Origin of the sequence: Nostoc sp. (genome assembly GCF_036917435.1) — a bacterium.
GTDB lineage: Bacteria > Cyanobacteriota > Cyanobacteriia > Cyanobacteriales > Nostocaceae > Nostoc.
Window position 1 is genome coordinate 52,875 of sequence record NZ_JBALDM010000037.1, and the last position, 16,777, is coordinate 69,651.

The 16,777-nt window shown below is 41.3% G+C and carries 12 protein-coding genes; 4 read left to right on the forward strand and 8 right to left on the reverse strand.

The window, feature by feature from the left end; translation table 11 throughout:
* Window positions 1-74: 74 nt before the first annotated feature.
* Together V7K98_RS17335 and V7K98_RS17340 are read right to left on the reverse strand one after the other, a co-directional pair.
* The gene (locus V7K98_RS17335) at window positions 75-2,351 is read right to left on the reverse strand and encodes a protein phosphatase 2C domain-containing protein (protein WP_335023921.1); all 2,277 of its coding nucleotides are present in this window, start codon (window positions 2,349-2,351) and stop codon (window positions 75-77) included.
* A 530-nt stretch (window positions 2,352-2,881) separates the two neighbouring features.
* Window positions 2,882-3,247 (reverse strand): NAD(P)H-quinone oxidoreductase subunit M, encoded by a 366-nt coding sequence (locus V7K98_RS17340; protein WP_335023923.1) that lies wholly within the window; start codon window positions 3,245-3,247, stop codon window positions 2,882-2,884.
* 891 nt (window positions 3,248-4,138) lie between these two features.
* Between V7K98_RS17340 and V7K98_RS17345 the strand changes: the two genes are divergently transcribed.
* Both V7K98_RS17345 and V7K98_RS17350 read left to right on the forward strand, forming a co-directional pair.
* Window positions 4,139-4,423, forward strand: coding sequence for an Npun_R1517 family heterocyst differentiation transcriptional regulator (locus V7K98_RS17345; RefSeq protein ID WP_335023925.1), 285 nt, complete (start codon window positions 4,139-4,141; stop codon window positions 4,421-4,423).
* 533 nt (window positions 4,424-4,956) lie between these two features.
* Window positions 4,957-5,124: a hypothetical protein gene (locus tag V7K98_RS17350; protein ID WP_335023927.1), complete on the forward strand. Its 168-nt coding sequence runs from the start codon at window positions 4,957-4,959 to the stop codon at window positions 5,122-5,124.
* On the opposite strand, the gene V7K98_RS17355 is transcribed toward V7K98_RS17350, so the two are convergent.
* From V7K98_RS17355 to V7K98_RS17365, 3 genes are all read right to left on the reverse strand, one after another.
* The gene (locus tag V7K98_RS17355; protein WP_334860482.1) at window positions 5,101-5,796 is read right to left on the reverse strand and encodes a response regulator transcription factor; all 696 of its coding nucleotides are present in this window, start codon (window positions 5,794-5,796) and stop codon (window positions 5,101-5,103) included. The genes V7K98_RS17350 and V7K98_RS17355 overlap by 24 nt on opposite strands.
* Before the next feature lie 121 nt (window positions 5,797-5,917).
* Complete coding sequence (locus tag V7K98_RS17360) at window positions 5,918-6,628, reverse strand: diacylglycerol/polyprenol kinase family protein (RefSeq protein ID WP_335023929.1); 711 nt, start codon at window positions 6,626-6,628, stop codon at window positions 5,918-5,920.
* Window positions 6,629-6,689: 61 nt separating this feature from the next.
* Window positions 6,690-8,459 (reverse strand): DUF3685 domain-containing protein, encoded by a 1,770-nt coding sequence (locus V7K98_RS17365; protein ID WP_335023931.1) that lies wholly within the window; start codon window positions 8,457-8,459, stop codon window positions 6,690-6,692.
* 147 nt (window positions 8,460-8,606) lie between these two features.
* Between V7K98_RS17365 and V7K98_RS17370 the strand changes: the two genes are divergently transcribed.
* Window positions 8,607-11,612 (forward strand): pentapeptide repeat-containing protein, encoded by a 3,006-nt coding sequence (locus V7K98_RS17370; RefSeq protein WP_335023933.1) that lies wholly within the window; start codon window positions 8,607-8,609, stop codon window positions 11,610-11,612.
* A 96-nt stretch (window positions 11,613-11,708) separates the two neighbouring features.
* On the opposite strand, the gene V7K98_RS17375 is transcribed toward V7K98_RS17370, so the two are convergent.
* Window positions 11,709-12,161 (reverse strand): Fur family transcriptional regulator, encoded by a 453-nt coding sequence (locus V7K98_RS17375; protein ID WP_335023935.1) that lies wholly within the window; start codon window positions 12,159-12,161, stop codon window positions 11,709-11,711.
* 548 nt (window positions 12,162-12,709) lie between these two features.
* Window positions 12,710-14,449 (reverse strand): peroxidase family protein, encoded by a 1,740-nt coding sequence (locus V7K98_RS17380; RefSeq protein WP_335023937.1) that lies wholly within the window; start codon window positions 14,447-14,449, stop codon window positions 12,710-12,712.
* Between the two features lie 575 nt (window positions 14,450-15,024).
* Here V7K98_RS17380 and V7K98_RS17385 point away from each other — a divergent pair.
* Window positions 15,025-15,510: a CRR6 family NdhI maturation factor gene (locus tag V7K98_RS17385; RefSeq protein ID WP_335023939.1), complete on the forward strand. Its 486-nt coding sequence runs from the start codon at window positions 15,025-15,027 to the stop codon at window positions 15,508-15,510.
* 246 nt (window positions 15,511-15,756) lie between these two features.
* On the opposite strand, the gene V7K98_RS17390 is transcribed toward V7K98_RS17385, so the two are convergent.
* Window positions 15,757-16,752: a PRC-barrel domain-containing protein gene (locus tag V7K98_RS17390; RefSeq protein WP_335023941.1), complete on the reverse strand. Its 996-nt coding sequence runs from the start codon at window positions 16,750-16,752 to the stop codon at window positions 15,757-15,759.
* Window positions 16,753-16,777: the final 25 nt, after the last annotated feature.

Consider the following 16,777-nt stretch of genomic DNA (forward strand, 5'->3'; position numbering starts at 1 on the left):
TTACCTTGCAAGTTTTTTACTTTGGTTGTTACTTGTTATTATTCCAGGTCTTTACCAGTTTATCGAGTATTTGACTAACTTGGACTGGTACCGGGTGATTGATTAGCTGGCGGTTGCGGCAAAGTATTACATGAGGGGGACTGATTTGGTTCCAACACCTCAGAGTTTTGAATTTGAGAGAATTTAATCCATATTTTTTTATTTGCTTCCTGCAAAGGCTTATTAGTATCTAGAGGGTTTGGGGGATTTATTGAAGTTGTCGTGGCTTGATTCAAGCAACGCTGCAAAAAATGTACCTCAAAGTCCCCAGAAGCAGGTTTGGGATTTGGTTTGGTTTCGATAACTTGCAAAAAAGCTCCAGGGGGAAGTGATTGGTTATTTCCCAAAGATATTTGATTTTTGGTTTTAATTACCCAGCCAGGAGAAAGATTATTAAGCGATCGCGCTCCTGGTGTTGCTTCGATGCTAGGCTTTTCAATTGGGGTGGGCTTAGGAAAAAATGGAAGTAAGCCTGATGGCGATCGCCATTCCTTCACCAACAATCCTAAACAGCCTGCTACTATCACAAATATTAAAGGAACAATCCACTGTAGCGGTAATTGCACAGGTTTTGCAGGCTCAGTATCTGGAATCACCTGAGTTTTCTGGTTTGGGCTGCCTAAATGTGTTGTATCTGTTCCCCTGGATTCCAAATCAACAGTTTTGGCAGAATAACTTTTTGGAATAAAAGCTTTGATGGTAATTTCTGGTTCCCAGTATTGGACTTGATAATGGACTAAAGCGATGGTGACATTATCGTGTCCATTTTTAGTATTAGCGATTTCGATTAATCTATCCGCAACATTTGCAATACTTGCTTCGCCAAGTAGAATCGGCAAGATTTCTGTTTCCCAGTATTCCTCCACCCGATCAAAATCACTCAAACCATCGGATGTGAGCAGAAAAACAGCATCTTCGTCGAGCATAAACCGTGTTGATGTGGGGTGTAATGAAGTGCTAGGCCCCATACCCAAAGCCTGGACGAGAGAACCAGCAGAACTTTGTTGTACAGCATCGCGGTAAATAGCATATCCTAGCCGCACCTCACGGGAAGCGACATCATCATCAAGGGTAACTTGATAACAGCCGTGGCGGGTAATCCAGTAAGCACGACTATCACCTACATGGGTAATGTACATTTCGTGGGCCACAGGCAATGCCATGACTAAAGTTGTACCCATGCGCTGCCGCCCTTGGCGGTTTTCACTATCATTGCGCTGACTGATTTTGTCATTGGCAATTGCCACTGCCTTATCTAGGTCATTAAGCAGTAGTGAGGGGTCTATGTGGTCGTAGGGAACTTTTGTTAGTTGCTGTACCTGCTGCTGGATGGTTTCAATGGCTAAATTTGAGGCGACATTGCCACCTTCGTGTCCACCGATGCCATCACAAACAATTGCTAAAGCTGTTGGCTGGGGTGGTTTACTTACCAGAGTTCCGCTAGGGGGGCTACAGGCATCTTCGTTGCGTTGGCGGCTTGGCCCAGTGTCAGTTTTGGTGATAATTTTGATCGTGGGCGTTTGCGATCGCCCTAAGCCAGCCAGTCCTCCATCTAAAACTCCAATTAATTGGTCAGTTGAGTTAATCTCACCCTGAATTAAGGCAAGGCTAACGTGATTCACAAATTCAGTTATGGCTGGTTTGGCTTCATGTACTAACTGCTGCCAAAATTCACCTAATTGCGGCAATTCTGGTGAGATTTCGCTGTCAAAACGCAAATCCAACAAACGGACTAACGATCCTTCTACCCGTAATACATAAGAGTCAAGCAAGCTAGAAGCGACACCTTCACTTGCCAGAGGTTGCCACAGATGAGCTATTTGCCATAACCAATTGAGTTGACGCATCGATGTTGCATCACGCCAAGCGGTGGTTAACTCGCTGCCCAAATACACTTCTTGGATTGTGTCATCTACTAATAGTGGCGGTTTTAATAGTGGCGGTTTTTCTAAGAGTAATATTTCTTTTTCATGGGAGGGCCCGTCAGCTATAAAAATTACTCCATATACCTGTGGTACATGTAAGCGGTAGGGAATGAGTCTCAGGTAAGCTCTTAGAGGCTGTAAGTTCTCTAACTCAGGCGTTAGCGCTAATAAACCAGGTTTTGTATCTAAAAGAACAAATTTATCAAGAACTAAATAGCGATCGGCTAATATTTCTCCAGGGCTACCCACACTTGGGGCATCTACCACAGCCCAGAGGTAATTTTTGGGTAAGGGCGTGGAGCATCGCTGGCAAAACTTGTGAGTCAGAGGGTTGGGAGCCTGACAATTTTCGTTTGGACAGTAGAGCGTTGCCGCGTCATTTTCCATAGTTTTCGCACCGATCAGCGATTGGCAATTTCTTTAACAGCATTAGTGGGGACAATCTAGACCGCTCATATTTTTTAAACTTGACATATCCAGACTTTAGATGATGATTTTAGCTGGCGGATATCAGCAGGTGCTAATACTTAAACTTATCGAAAAAATCTGCTCCCCAGTCAACCCTACAGCCTCATCATAGCTTCCATTGCTCTGTGACCATCGCAAAAGCAACTAGCTCCAACCCTGTTACCAAAGCATAACCCAAGCATAACTGCGCTATTTGCTTTTGCTGAATTATCGCATCATCAACAGGCAGATCGTATTGGCATTTATTTAGTTTATAAGTAAGATAGCAACAATTAACTTTAATTAAGAATTAAGAATACCAAATATATTTTTGGCAAAAGTACCTAAACAAGGAAGAAAACTTATCTCTAAAATATCTCTCCTGGTAGGAGAGATATTTTAAATTTTCCACCTTCCTAATAAGGAAAGAGAGTTAGGTTTTTCCAGATTGCCTAGATTTTCAGAAAGTTTCAGGCAGTCTGCTTGTCTTCAATAGCAACTTGAGGGACTCCCATGCTGTAGTTGGTAACGCGGGCAGAAAGATTGTAGCTGATTTCGCCGAGTTGGAGAAGCGATCGCAGATAATGCTCTAAGTCTGACCCCACACGCCGCAAGTTATAGTCCGTGAGGTCTTGGCCACTAGATGCTTCTACTAGTTCATCAAATTTTCGATAAACTTTTTGCAGCGCATCTTCATTCCAGTTAAATTCGTTATCTGGGTCAATATCTAAGGTTAAGACCTGTTGACTTGGAACCAGGTCGCCATCCCGGTCAATTTCGCCTGCAAAAATGCGAACATGCCGGGTTGTGGACTTGAGCAGCATCGGGTTATCCATAAAAAGGCTGTAAGATTTGGGTGGATTACACTGAAATTATTGTAAACGCTATATTCAACCTATGAATGCTCTTAATTTACAAGCTTTGAACGCAGTTTCAAAAGGGTATATTGGATGGGCATAAGTAAAAATATCACTTGTACTGATTAACTTACTACTACTGTTAGGAGTTGAAGACACAATTAGCGGCTTGTACTGACAGTAGTCCCATTGTTTTTTGTAAAAATTACTGGGGAAAGTATTTTTATTTGGCGTATACAAACAAGTCAAAGCGATGTGTGAATCTTACCTAATGCTAGGGATTTTCGTACTTATGAAGCCGAAAACCCAGTAGTATCAGGCACTCACCAGGAATAATTTGGTCTGTGTACATTTTTTGATGGAGAAAAAAAGTTTTTATTTTAATGATTATGCTCACTAATTTATTCGGAATTTTCTATTGCAAAAAACGTACATCAAGTAATTTTACTGAATAGTGCTACATCGACTTCTGGCTGTAATAATTCCCAGAAAATTAAGCGATTTTACTTACGTATAAACACCAAAATCAAGGTAACAAGTCAAACTGTTATTGAGGTTCACATAAAGTTGATGTAAAAACCTTTAAAAAGGTTGTACAACTTCTTACAGAAACTTTATTGTGTAGAATCTTAAAAACTGAATAATAGTTATGGCTTACCATAAGCTACATCTGGCACAGGAACATCAAAATCTAGACAGTGAAAACTTAGCTTGTAAATAAAACACAGGAGAAGAAAATCGAATACAAAAGTGATTGATGAAGAAAAATTCTTAATTCAAGCACTTTGGATTCAAAAGAGATATAACGAATTTTGCTGGACATCTACCTCCTTACCCTCATGACAACCAAGTAAAGGAATCTCAATAGTTATGAACTCCAAAGCATTACCACGCCAGATAAATAATCTCGAAGTAGGTGTTTATGAGTGCGAAATCCATCTCAAATTCCGGTTGATTGAGGAAAAGAGTCTATTGAGCGATCGCGAACAACTCTTACAAGTGCTACTTGATGCTTTAACTGAAGGTTCTGATGACTTTCTAGAGACACTACAAGCGTCCGTTAAAGCGCAGGAGGTGTCTGAGTTTAAAGCTTCTCCTCAAATGCGCCGTCAGCTTATGCGCTTACGTAATGCTGCTGAAAATCCACAAATTTAAAGGTGTAATTTAAGTAGTGAAAAAAATGAATTGGGCATCAAATCAAATGTTGATCCTATAGCTCCGTTGCAATAAAAACTAATCAGCAAGTAGAATTCATCAGATATTGTGATTTCTACTTTGTGAAAGTCTTATTTAGCAGCACAAAGTCCCAGGAACAGTTTCCTGTATTAAAAACTTTGTAGCAAAGGGTACTGGTAGAATCTGAGAGTCAACTCAACCGGGTGCATTTTACCGAGTTTTTATCAAAACGGGGAATGGGGAATGGGGAATAGAAAAGAGTTATTTTTAATATTTAATACTTAATGCCCAATACTTCCCCTTACTTCAGCTTCTTTATGAGACGTTACGCGACCGCTTACAGCACTTCCTGCTGCTATGAGGTACAGAGGGGATGCTATTAGTAGTCTGTCAGGCTAGTAATGAAAAGTTTGTAGTAAGCACTTTAGTGCTTAGAAAATAAGGACTAAAGTCCTTACTACAAACTTTCTTACACGACTATTAGCACAGACCAACGATAATTCGGTCAATTAGTGTACCTCATAACTTCGGGAAGTGCTGTAGTACAATTCCCAATTCCCAATGCCCAATGCCCAATGCCCAATTCTCAATTCCCAATTCCCAATGCCCAATGCCCAATGCCCAATGCCCAATGCCCAATTCCCAATTCCCAATACTTATTTAGCCAGACCGTGTTCTAGAGCAAAACGAACTAACTCTGTACGGCTATTGGTTCCAGTTTTACTAAACAAACGGCTAACGTACTTTTCTACATTGCGGACGCTGGTTTCTAAGCGACGGGCGATTTCTTTATTCATCAACCCTTCAGCAACCAAGTTTAAAACACTTTGTTCTCTAGGAGTCAAATCAATTTTAAAAGGGGCTGGCGATTGGGAAATGGCATTTCTTTGAGTTAACAATGCCTTGATTTGGGCAATCTGATTGGCTAGTTCAGCAAGATCGGGGGTTTCAGCATCATCTCCTGTACTTGCGGACTTAGCGATGCGGCGGGCTAGCAAATTTTCGACTATGGCCACTAACTCATCTGGATCGAAGGGTTTGGGAAGATAGGCATCAACACCAGCATGATATCCTTGGATGCGATCGCCTGTCATACCCTTAGCAGTTAAAAATACTACCGGCAGTGCCTGAAAGCGGGGGTCTTCTCGTAGTTGCTTAAGGAACTGGTAGCCATCCACCTGGGGCATCATGACATCAGAAATCACTAAATCAGGTGTATTCATCTGCATCCATTCCCAACCTTCAAGGGCGTTACTGGCGACTTGAACGCTGAAACCGCTCTCTTGTAAATAGTCTTTCACGGCTTCCCGTATCCCTGGTTCATCATCCACCAGTAACAATTGTGCTGACATTTAAAATTTCCTTGAGTTTTCCCTTTTCCAATTTAGCGAAAGTTGAGGGTCATTTAACAAGAGGATTGTTGTAATGCCTTGTAAAGAAGGCAGGAAGCAAGAGGTAGGAATTTAGAACTCACTAAAATCCCTGCATTACAATCCAAACTACCCCGGCAGCTACTAGAGGTACGCTGATGTTATCTGTGCCGTGGGGTGAGACTGCTTCTGCTAGGGTGGCGAAAGTAGCAGTTATTAGTGTAGTCAACAAAGCCCATCCTAAAGTAAAAGGTCTTGCCAGGGGACTCAGTGACGAACCTGGTAGCAGCAACAGCACGAAGAAAATTGCTACTGCACTCGCCACAAACATTGCTGCCGAACCCTCCCAGGAACGTACAGAATTTCCTACTTGATACTTATGCTGCCCGAAGCGTCTACCAATTAATGCTGCTAGTGCATCACCCCAGGTCATCGCCATTATTCCAGCTACAGCGATTGGGGCACTATCTACTGGCCCATCTGGTCGCCACAGTAGTCCGAAAAGCAGCGTTACTGAGATAGCGAAATAAACTGTACCGGGTGAGCTATCTTCGCTATCCATTGCGCCAATAATTCGGTAGCGATATAACAAGTAGTTAAGTCCGATAAAGGTAGCAAAGGGTATAATTCCAATTTCCCATCGGTTAAACAACAGCAGAACACCGAAAACCCACATCCCTGCACCAATATGGATCATCTTGCGGGTCAAATCCGGCTTTACATCAAACAGCCTACGTAGTCCCTCGCCAATAACGAGCAGACTAGTCGCGTAAATATAAGAAATTGCTAGCCCGATTAAATCATTGTTTGTCATTTGTCATTTGTCATTGGTCATTTGTCACTGGGCATATTTATTATTCTGTTCTCTAGCTTCTTTATTTAGTGCGATCGCTATTTCGTCTAAAATTCTTTTCTAGTAACGAAACGCTACCAATACCTTGAAGAATACCACGACCGATTAAACCTAAACCCCTACCAATTATTTGGGTAAGGATGAAGACTATACCGCTACCTACAAAAGATAAGAGTGATTTTAAGCGCGGTGCGATCGCATCACTAAATTCTAACAACAACGTTACTACTAAAGGAATATTAGAAAGCTTTAATAACTCCTGATTGCGAGGCGCATAAACTGAAGTGTTGGCAATACCACGAGGTGCAATTACAAATAGTTCGTAGCGACTTTCAAAAACTGCTTTTGGCTCATTTATATAATTTTTTAACCGATATTTCCACGACAAATCATTTCTAAAACGTTCAATATCTCTTGTAGAAATAAATTGTCGTCCATATAAATTTTGTTTAATCACTTCCACATCCGCTAAAGAATTTAACAGTGGCTGCACTACCCCGTTTGCTATCTGAATCAACAAGTTCTCTAAAATCATTAATGTTTGGGACTTGGCTTCAGCACTCACTACTGGATAGGAGGTATTATCAATATTCAATTCTGTTTGAAATAGTAGATAAGAATACAACTCACAAAATAACGGAATTTTGTTGAGAATATCTCTTTGCACAACTTCTGTATTTTGTAGTAATAAATTAACAATTTCTATATTTTGATTCCCTATTCGTATTCGAGAAAATTTCCCAAAAAAATCTGTAGTTGCTGCTTGCCATAAGTCGCACAATAAGGTAATTTTTACCTCATATAATTGATTGATATCAATTTGAGAAGCACGCAGTTCATCTAATTGTTCAGCCAATTTTTGCAGGATAAGATAAAACAATTCTCGTTTTTTATCTTCACGAAAGATGTCAATTTCTAAAGGCACATCTGTAACATTTCGTAAAGGAAATTGAAGTTTGGTAATACAAGATACAAACAATTCAGATTGTAGTGTTCCTGGACTAAGCAAAGGTGACACAGTTTGCCTTTGCTGAATAGCACTACTCAATGAAGGGGTGAGTGGCTGATCGGCAACGGGAATATGTTCCTCTTGCTTTTCTTGTGATGAAACTAACAACCGATTTAGCAGCCAACGAGCCGCTAAGAGTTCTCGCCTCTGTCCAGCTAAAATTGCCCGATCTAATACTGGTAATCCGGGAACTTGTAATTGTGCTGTGACTGCGGCTAGGGTAGCCTCAATGTCAGCAATACCTGACAAACGTAAATTATTTCGTAGTTTGGAGAAGGGGAGTGAGGAGTGGGGAGTGGGGAGTGGGGAGTGGGGAGTGGGGAGTGGGGAGTGGGGAGTTATTATTGCTTGCGTATCCTGAAACCAATAGTCACCACCATCTGCAACTTCTTGCATGGCAGCAACTAACTCAGGAAGTGGTGTACCTTTAGGGCAGTAGCCATTTACACCAATAGATTTGGCAGCTAATAGCAGTCCTTGTTCTTGCACAGAACTAAGAAGCAAAATTGGCAGGTTGGGATATAAGGCTTTGAGTTGCCGACAGAATTGTAAACCTAGCTGCTGGCTGGTGATGGAACGACCATTACCGAATTCCAAAACCAGTAAATTTACCTGTTTAGGGTCTTCTTGGGCAATTTCTGCTAGAATCTGCAAGGCAGTGGTATCAGTTTCTACTACTCCTGTTACTTCCAGGTTAGGAATTGCTTCCAGAGCTACCCGCAATCCAAGACGAAAAATCGGATCTTGGTCGAATAACAATAATTTTAAATGGCGATCGCTCATAGTCTACTCAATTACACAAGCACTGTTTTTTGCCAATCAGAAAACACCTTTGATCCAAACAAAACTTTGTCTCCCTCATTGTTACCTGTTTTCGTAAACTGATAAATCGATCATAATTGCCATAGACAGCCGTCACTGTGTAATTAAATGAACTTGAGTATTCGGCACTGGTTGGCAGAACGCTATATCGCAATCAATCAAATTAGCGGATTTTCGGCGGGGCAATTGGCAGGTATTGCCTACCGGATTGTTCAGGATATGGAAGTCAAAAGCCTTATGCCTTTTGATATCTGTACTTTGGTAGAAGTTTTAGAACTGCCTTTAGGGATTGTTTGGGAAGAAATCAGTGTAATTTCCCATTTAACAGAAAACCTGTTACGTAGTCTCAGCCAAAAGAAACCATTAAAACGTAACGAGGGGACGTGGCTAGCGTTCCAAATTGCCTATCTCCAGGCTTTGCAAGCTATTTTAAAGCAGGAAGCAAGCCTACAAAGACCGTGGCTAGATCGGGCAAGTATACCAATCCAAGCAAAAATACTTAAAGAGGATGTGGGCAAACTCACCCTCCAAGATCCGCAACTACAAGGATTGCTCAAAACTCTCAGCCCAGGTAAATTAACTGACACTCAAGCAGAACAAGCCCTATCTCTGGTTGCAGATTCGTTACTGGTACAACAAATAAATCATGCTGTCATAGCTTGGTTTGTTGCCAATGGTGCAGAAGAATATGAAGCTAAACTCTTAACACAGCGTTTGGTCAACTCACTTCCTGGTGACATGCTAGTAGTGGTTACTGAAAATGCTGCCCCTTTAGCTCAACTGCAAAAATTCTTCCGTTTGGGGATTTCATTATCTCCTAGTTTGATCGCTCCAGAAGTCGGTTCTCCGGTTGGTGAGAAAATTGACTTGCATCGAGAACATTACCGTGCAAGTTTGATTAAAAATCTCAGTATGCCTTTACTGATAGAATCCTTTACTCTCAAGGATATCTATGTGTCACAAAAAGGCTTACCAATAGAGGAAAGTCTTTTTGATTTGGATAAAAAAGCTGTTAAAACAGTTGATTTAAAGACATGGGCGCAGCAACAGCTAGCTGATTTAGAAACGATCGCTATTATTGAGTCGGAACCTGGTTATGGAAAAACTAGTTTTTGCCAACTTTGGGCAGCAGAGATAGCACAAGAAGTTTACCCAATTTGGATGCCTGTAATAATTAGGCTCAGGGATATAACTTATGGCAAAACTTTAATCGAAACCCTAAATTCTGCTTTTCCTGTTAATCTTTCAACTTGGTTAGAGCAAGAAAATCTTCCTTGTCTGTTGCTGCTAGATGGTTTGGATGAATTGCCCCCTTCTGCTCATGGTGTAAGGGCAAAAGCAATTTTTATTCAGCAATTACTGAATTTTCAATTTCAGCATAGACACAAAATTGTGTTAACGAGCCGCTCGACAACATTGCAGGAAATTGCCCCAGAGATACCTTTACCATTGAGGCGAATTATCATTCAGCCGTTCGATGTAGACGAATTCAAACAATGGTTTCAGCACTGGGCAAAAGTGCAATCGTTGGCGATCGCGCAAAATTTCTTTACATTCCTAAAAAAATCAGGCTTATTTGCCAGGCAGTCAAGGTTTGCAGAATTATCTACCCTTGTCCGTCAACCCCTAATGTTGCACTTGTTGGGCATTTTACACCGCGACGGACTGCTAAATGATGAAGTATTGCAATTGGCTGCTAGCACACCAAAGTCTTCTCTGTTATGGGAAATTTATCATCGTCTGAGCCGATGGTTGTTGGGCTATCCGCTAACTGGTGGGATCAAAACGATGCTACTGCGCTCAGGAACAGTTCATATCAACCGGACTCCAGAAGCGATCGCTAATTTACTCGCTAATCGTCATCCCCAAGATTTACTTGAGCAGATGCAAGCGATCGCTCTTAAAATTTTACACTCGCAACGTCATCAAATTAATTTGGCTGAGGAATCTCATACTTTGCCAAGGTTTTATTTTAAAATTCGGGATTTAGAAAGTGCAGAAAAAACTACTTTAATTGAGTTTTCGCATATTAAGTTAGGAGAATTCCTTTGTGCTAAAGCTGTAACTGCTGAGTTGAAATTACTGACTCAGTGCCAAAATGAGGCTTATGGCACACTCACTTTTGTGCTTGATTCTCCCAGTAGTGCTGCCCAGCATATTTACAATTTACTGGGTTATGGGATACTTAGCCAAGAAATTGAAGAACTAGCGATCGCAATTTTACGCCGAGAGCAAAAGCACAAATTCTCCTTTGAAGTTTTGTTCCAACGGCTTTTGTCTTTCTGGCGTGCTTACTGTCAAGGCTGTTGGTTAGATGAAGGGATAGCCCACAAAGCTTTGACTCATTTCCACGCACTACAAAACCCGGTGAGTGTTGAGCAGGTGAATGCCTCTGTAGGGCTGAATGTGTTTTTATTGCTTTGTGCCTGCTACCGAGAAACCAAAATTCCTTTTTGGCCTTGTGGAAATCCACTCAACTTCACAGAATTCAATCCAGAGGCTTTAAATGTTCTAATTGCCAGAACAACCGTTTTGCACAAAAGTGCTTTTGCAAACCGAATCAAGTCTTTGGCTGGACTCAATTTATCAGGAGCCTCTTTATTACAAGTAATGTTGACTAGGGTAAATCTTGAGCAGACAAATTTATCCAATACGGAGTTAATGGGGGCGAATTTGGTTGGAGTAAACCTGCAACAAGCAAATCTGACAGGTGCAAACCTCCAACAGGCTAACCTCGCAGGCGCAAACCTCCAACAGGCTAACCTTACAGGCGCAAACCTCCAACAAGCTAACCTGATAGAGACAAATCTTAATTTAGCCGATCTCACCAACGCCTGCTTATTTGATGCTATCCTCGATGATGCTGACAAAAAATTAGCTGCTGATAATGGTGCTTTATTCTCCAAAGAGTCGTTTCAAAGACTGAAAAATTTGCGATTGCAGCAACCCTTCTTAAATACTGTCCAAATTACGGCCAGACCAGATAATAATTGGAGCAAACTTCCTGCGATCGGAATAATTGAAAGCTCGGAAGGCACAATTCTACCTGTAGGTTTATATCATGATGATGTCGATGATGAAACAGTCTTTGGCAATAACTCTATTGGGGAATAGGGAATGGGGAATAGGGAATAGGGAATAGGGAATAGGGAATGGGGAATTAAAAAGAATATTCTTAACTCCTAACTCCTAACTCCTAACTCCTAACTCCTAACTTTCATCATTTTGCACATTACGGTAGCCAACAAAATTAATACTGTATTCAGTAATCCGCACTCCTGTTTCTTCTTCAATTTTGCGGATCAAATCTTCTGGTAGTTCTACATGAACATCAAGAATTTGATTGGTATCCACACAGTTTATATGACTGTGAGAGTCACTGATATTGCCGTATAAACGCCCATCACAGCGTTCAATACATTCAATAATGCTTTGACTGGATAATGCTTCTAAATTCTGATAAACAGAGGTATGGCCAATTTCTTTGCCCTCTTGGTTCAAGCGATCGTAAATCTCTCTGGCAGAAAGATGTTCATTTGCTTGCCAAAGTAACTCAAGAATAAAGCGACGCTGACGACTGACACGCATACCGAGTATTTGACACCGATCTAGCGCATCTTCTAGAGAACGAATTGGTTTTGTAGAAATTGTTTGTTTTTGCATATTACAGCTTTTTAACTGTTGAGGGAATTTTCCCATTTAAATTTTTATTGTTTATTTAATATATGCAATAATATTGCACACCATTGTTCTACCTGTACTTATGTTTTGGCTTGTGATGCTGCGGAAGTAACAGGTGGCGATAAATAATAATCTATTTTTTGCTTGTTGATGGCTACTTTGTCAGACCTTAATCTAAAACAAACTCATTACAACTTTAACTTAAAATTGCTATAAATGTCCACATTGGGGTAGGCGTTGCCTTTCCCAAGTTGGCTGATGCTAATGGCATACTATGTAATCGGTGTAGTGATTTTTTAGTTAAATACTTAAATACAGCACTTACCGAAGTTATGAGATACACTAATTGCTCGAATTATCGTTGATCTGGGGTAAGAAAGTTCGTAGTCAGGACTTCAGCCCTGATTTTCTAAGCACTAAAATGCTTAGTACAAACCCATTATTAAAAAAAGCTCAAATCCAACCAAAAAGAGTTGGATTTGAGCGCATTTACAGTATGGGTTTACTGTACAAAATATACAAGAGCCAGACTAGAGTTTCAGCGCGTATTTAATCAGGTCGGGCATATCGAATTTCTCCTTTTTGCCAATTTGAGGTGTCCATGTAGGTGCTTGACGCAGAAACGAGTGACTGTCATGTAAAAGCAAGCCTACCAATGTCTCAATGACTATCCGGCTACCAACTTTGCCAAGGCTAACTGGTGTTTCAGTCCTACCGCCTTTTTTTCGCCAATCATGGGCAGCTTCAGCCAAAATATAGTACCAGAGGGGAGCCTTGCCAATAAAGTCACTATGGATACAATGCAGAATTGGCAGTTTATCAAACTCATCAGCATTAGTGGCTTTCCCTACCCTCATATCTTCATCACTAAGAGGCTGATAGCCCATTGCCCTAGCGACATCTTGCCCCGATGGTAAACCCATAGACATCCCCCGAAGAAGATTACGGAATGCAAGATTGTTAATCATCGGTTTATTTTGTCTATCTAGCTGAGGCTGAGGCTGAAGCTTACTGATGTTATCTAGTGGAGGTTGCTTATTGATTTGAGAAAATTCTGGTAGAAACGCCAACGGATTAACCAGAGAAGAATCGATTTTGTAAGCAGGCTGAGTGCGATTCTTGTTTTTACGAGAATCTTTATCTTGTGTTAAGTCGAAAAATAAATTCCAGTCAATTCCCCATTCTTTTGGAAATTTGTCGAAGCCATTAAGTCCACGTTCTTTTAGACCAGCAAAGATGAATTGCCGTCCGTCAATGCCTCGTGCTTTCTCATTAGGAGCGGTAGTATCAGGATTGTTGCCGCCTGTAAGCTTAGTATTGAGACGATAGATAGGGCGCACCATTGAATGTCCAAAACGATAAGCCGCAACTGCAAACTCAACGGGCATAAAAGCATCATTATGCGGTTTATAAAAGTGTAAACGTGGAGGATAATCGAAAATTGAACCACCATTACTTAAGTGGGGGAGGATGTTTTTATATACATCAGAACAGGTAATTTTTGGTAGAAAATCGTGAAGTACTACATATTGATAATGCCAGCGTACCTGACGCTGAATTTCGGCAAAATCCCAATTTGAATGAGCGTCTGCAAGTCGGTTATGGAATTGCAAAAATACTCCGTGTAATTGAGAAACAATGACATTTTCGTCATTGCGCTTGTCTCCAATGAGGGCGCGGTTATGTTCACCATCATCATCAGTCCAGGTATGACGTGGTAAATCCTTGCTAATAGCTTTACCCCCCAAACCTTCAAATAGATCGCGTCCCAACTGAAATTTGCGACCATTTCCCGTATATATATAGGGTTGATCGTCAGGGCCACTGCCATAAACAGAATCGAGGTCTAAGGCTGGGGTTCTAAAATCTACTAAGGCATTGACATCATTACGTTGCTGTAAGCTGCTGGCAGGATCGAAGGTAATGTCGTGGTCAATAAACTGACCGAAGTAAGTGTACCCTGCATCAATACCACTGTTTTCTTCATCATCATGAAGACGACTTTGACGGGCTTTACCTGTTTCGTCAACGTCTTCACTAGGAGCTATCGGTAAATTACGATCGTTTTTTTCTGGCTCTGCTGACATTCGATTTTCTTCTTGACCATCGCCAGCTAGCTTTTTTAGAGCGTCTTCAGACCAAGTGGCTGGGGGTAAGCTGCGGAAAATTCGTCCAAAGCGTCCCTCAAATTGTGGAGAACGAGGATTAAAGTCTGCCCCACGAACTCCGCCGTGTGAAGAACTGGTTTTGCTTGGTAAGTGAGTACCCATATAATATTCATTCCTTAAAAACTAAGACAGTTGTTAGATTATTTATCAGTATTCAAGAGCTTGAGACTCAAATACAACGCGAAGTTATTAATGTTGATTGATTAAATTTTGTATTGCGCCTACCACAAAACCAAAAAGTCAACCCTATTACATTTAACAGGGGTTGATTGAGGCATTATGCCAAAGCATTTGAAGTAACCAGACTAAATCTAGAAAGCCAGACTTGTCTATAGCAGTTCTCGGTTGAGTGAGGTACACCTGTAGCAGGGCAGTGCAGTGCCCTTACACTTCGCTATTAATGTTGTATCTTAATGGGAACCGCTATATAAACCTTGTATTAGGTTAATTAATTATCACCAAAAAAGTAAGTAGACGAGAATAAATCAAAGTATTTTAATTATAATTTACACTAATCTACTTATTAATAAATACTAATTTACGAATTACGTAAAGCCTGCGGCATAGCTTCGCTTAACGCGGAGCGTGCCGGAGGCTCTATTACGAATTGTTAATGTAGCGTCAATGCCTGAAAGCTGCTACTGTAGATTCTCGATCCTACAGTTGAGCAAAAAAAAGTGGCTGCTGAGTCAAAGACAATTGCGATCGCACTCAATAATGACTTCATTAACAATCTTGATCTGTCGCCTGCCTCAACGGTGATTGAACAAATGCTGCAAGATGGGGTTGCATCCCATGAACAGCAACTACGCTTTGATATCAATTACAATCTCGAAACTGGCGATCCACGAGAACTCTCAGAAATTCCAGAGGTACGGCTGTGGTTTGTGCGTCTAGATGCCAAATATCCCTGGTTAGCATTTTTACTAGACTGGAAAGCTGGAGAATTTGCTCGTTATGCCGCCATGCTAGTACCACACCAGTTCAGTACCAAAGATGGTATTCAGTATAATCCTGAAGCCTTAGAGATATTTTTGATGCACAAAATCTTTATTTTAGGTGATTGGCTCAAACAGCAAGATATCCCTAGCCTCTCGCGGTTGAAGTCTATGGCCCAAATGCTGGGTTATGAATTAGATGATGCTTTTTTTGAGATGTTTTAACAACCGGAGTTCTGGGATAATTTATTTGTTGGAAGTCCCTAGGTATGAAACCTTGTACACACTAAACAGTTGTGTATAAATAATTTTGTGCAACTTCCTCTCGCTAGTGCGTTCTAAAAAATTAGCCCCCTCCTTACTTGTAAGGAAAGAGCTAAATTAATCTTCAAATTTAATTACGAATTACGTAAAGCCTGCGGCATAGCTTCGCTTAACGCGGAGCGTGCCGGAGGCTCTATTACGAATTACTTAATATCCGCCTTCTTCTTCGTATTCTGGCTGTCTTTCCTTAACTTTTTTAGGAATATTCACAGGCTTCGGCTCATCTTCCCAAGCATCACCGTCTACGTCGTCATAATCATCGTATTCATCAACATAAGGCTTGCTGTAAGGCTTGGCATCATATTTTAGCGGCTGGGGTTGTCGATACCTGTCGTTACCTGTTGCTTCACTCCAGTTATCTTCTTCCTCGTCTTCTTCATATTGAATAGACTCATACTGCTGTGCCTTCATTACCTGACGCTGTGGCCTTTCCTCTTCCACATAGTCTTCATTCCATTCCTCTTCCCGCGCTACGGGTTCGGGGGCGCGAACTTTTTGTCTGGGTGGCTGCAATGGCACTCCACTAGGCAGTTGATTGGGTGCTGCAATTGTACGCGGTGGAGTATAACCGTATTCTTCCTCTGCATCCCTTTCCCACGGCGCTTTACCAATACCCAAACGCTCTAGTAAACCAGTTGTCAACTGATTAACCCGTTCTTCGGCTCCTTCAAACACAATCAACCGATTGGGGCCAGTACTAACAATTTCATCCACTGAGAACTCGTAAGTACTCAAAAATTGGTCGGGAATTTGGGGGATTCCTAAAGAAGCGATGACTATAGAGTTAAGCTTCCCGGTTTCACCGTTGAATTTGAAGCCCCGAACTTTGCCTAGTACTTCACCTGTTTCTGTAATTACTTCCCAGTTAATCAGATTGCTGAGAGATTCAACTTCAATATCTTCAATTACATCTTCGTTATCAACCAAGATGACATCACCAATCTGGCTGATATTGTTGAGGTACATGTAGCGCGGTATGCCCGAAATGGAGATCAGGCTGTCTCGCAAACCAAGAGCTACAACCTCTCGTTGATCTATATCTACCCAGACTTGACTGATGATGCCTAGCCGCTTGCCGTTGTCGCGGGTAATCACCTGGGTGTTTAATATATCGGAACGCCTAATTATCTGTTCGGAGGTCATTCTATACCGAGTCCTGATCTCGAAT

Bases quoted from the DNA above. Each gene is read 5' to 3' on its own strand.
- V7K98_RS17335 (WP_335023921.1), bottom strand. From the start codon at position 2,351: ATGGAAAATGACGCGGCAACGCTCTACTGTCCAAACGAAAATTGTCAG.
- V7K98_RS17340 (WP_335023923.1), bottom strand. From the start codon at position 3,247: ATGGATAACCCGATGCTGCTCAAGTCCACAACCCGGCATGTTCGCATT.
- V7K98_RS17345 (WP_335023925.1), top strand. From the start codon at position 4,139: ATGAACTCCAAAGCATTACCACGCCAGATAAATAATCTCGAAGTAGGT.
- V7K98_RS17355 (WP_334860482.1), bottom strand. From the start codon at position 5,796: ATGTCAGCACAATTGTTACTGGTGGATGATGAACCAGGGATACGGGAA.
- V7K98_RS17360 (WP_335023929.1), bottom strand. From the start codon at position 6,628: ATGACAAACAATGATTTAATCGGGCTAGCAATTTCTTATATTTACGCG.
- V7K98_RS17365 (WP_335023931.1), bottom strand. From the start codon at position 8,459: ATGAGCGATCGCCATTTAAAATTATTGTTATTCGACCAAGATCCGATT.
- V7K98_RS17370 (WP_335023933.1), top strand. From the start codon at position 8,607: ATGAACTTGAGTATTCGGCACTGGTTGGCAGAACGCTATATCGCAATC.
- V7K98_RS17375 (WP_335023935.1), bottom strand. From the start codon at position 12,161: ATGCAAAAACAAACAATTTCTACAAAACCAATTCGTTCTCTAGAAGAT.
- V7K98_RS17380 (WP_335023937.1), bottom strand. From the start codon at position 14,449: ATGGGTACTCACTTACCAAGCAAAACCAGTTCTTCACACGGCGGAGTT.
- V7K98_RS17390 (WP_335023941.1), bottom strand. From the start codon at position 16,752: ATGACCTCCGAACAGATAATTAGGCGTTCCGATATATTAAACACCCAG.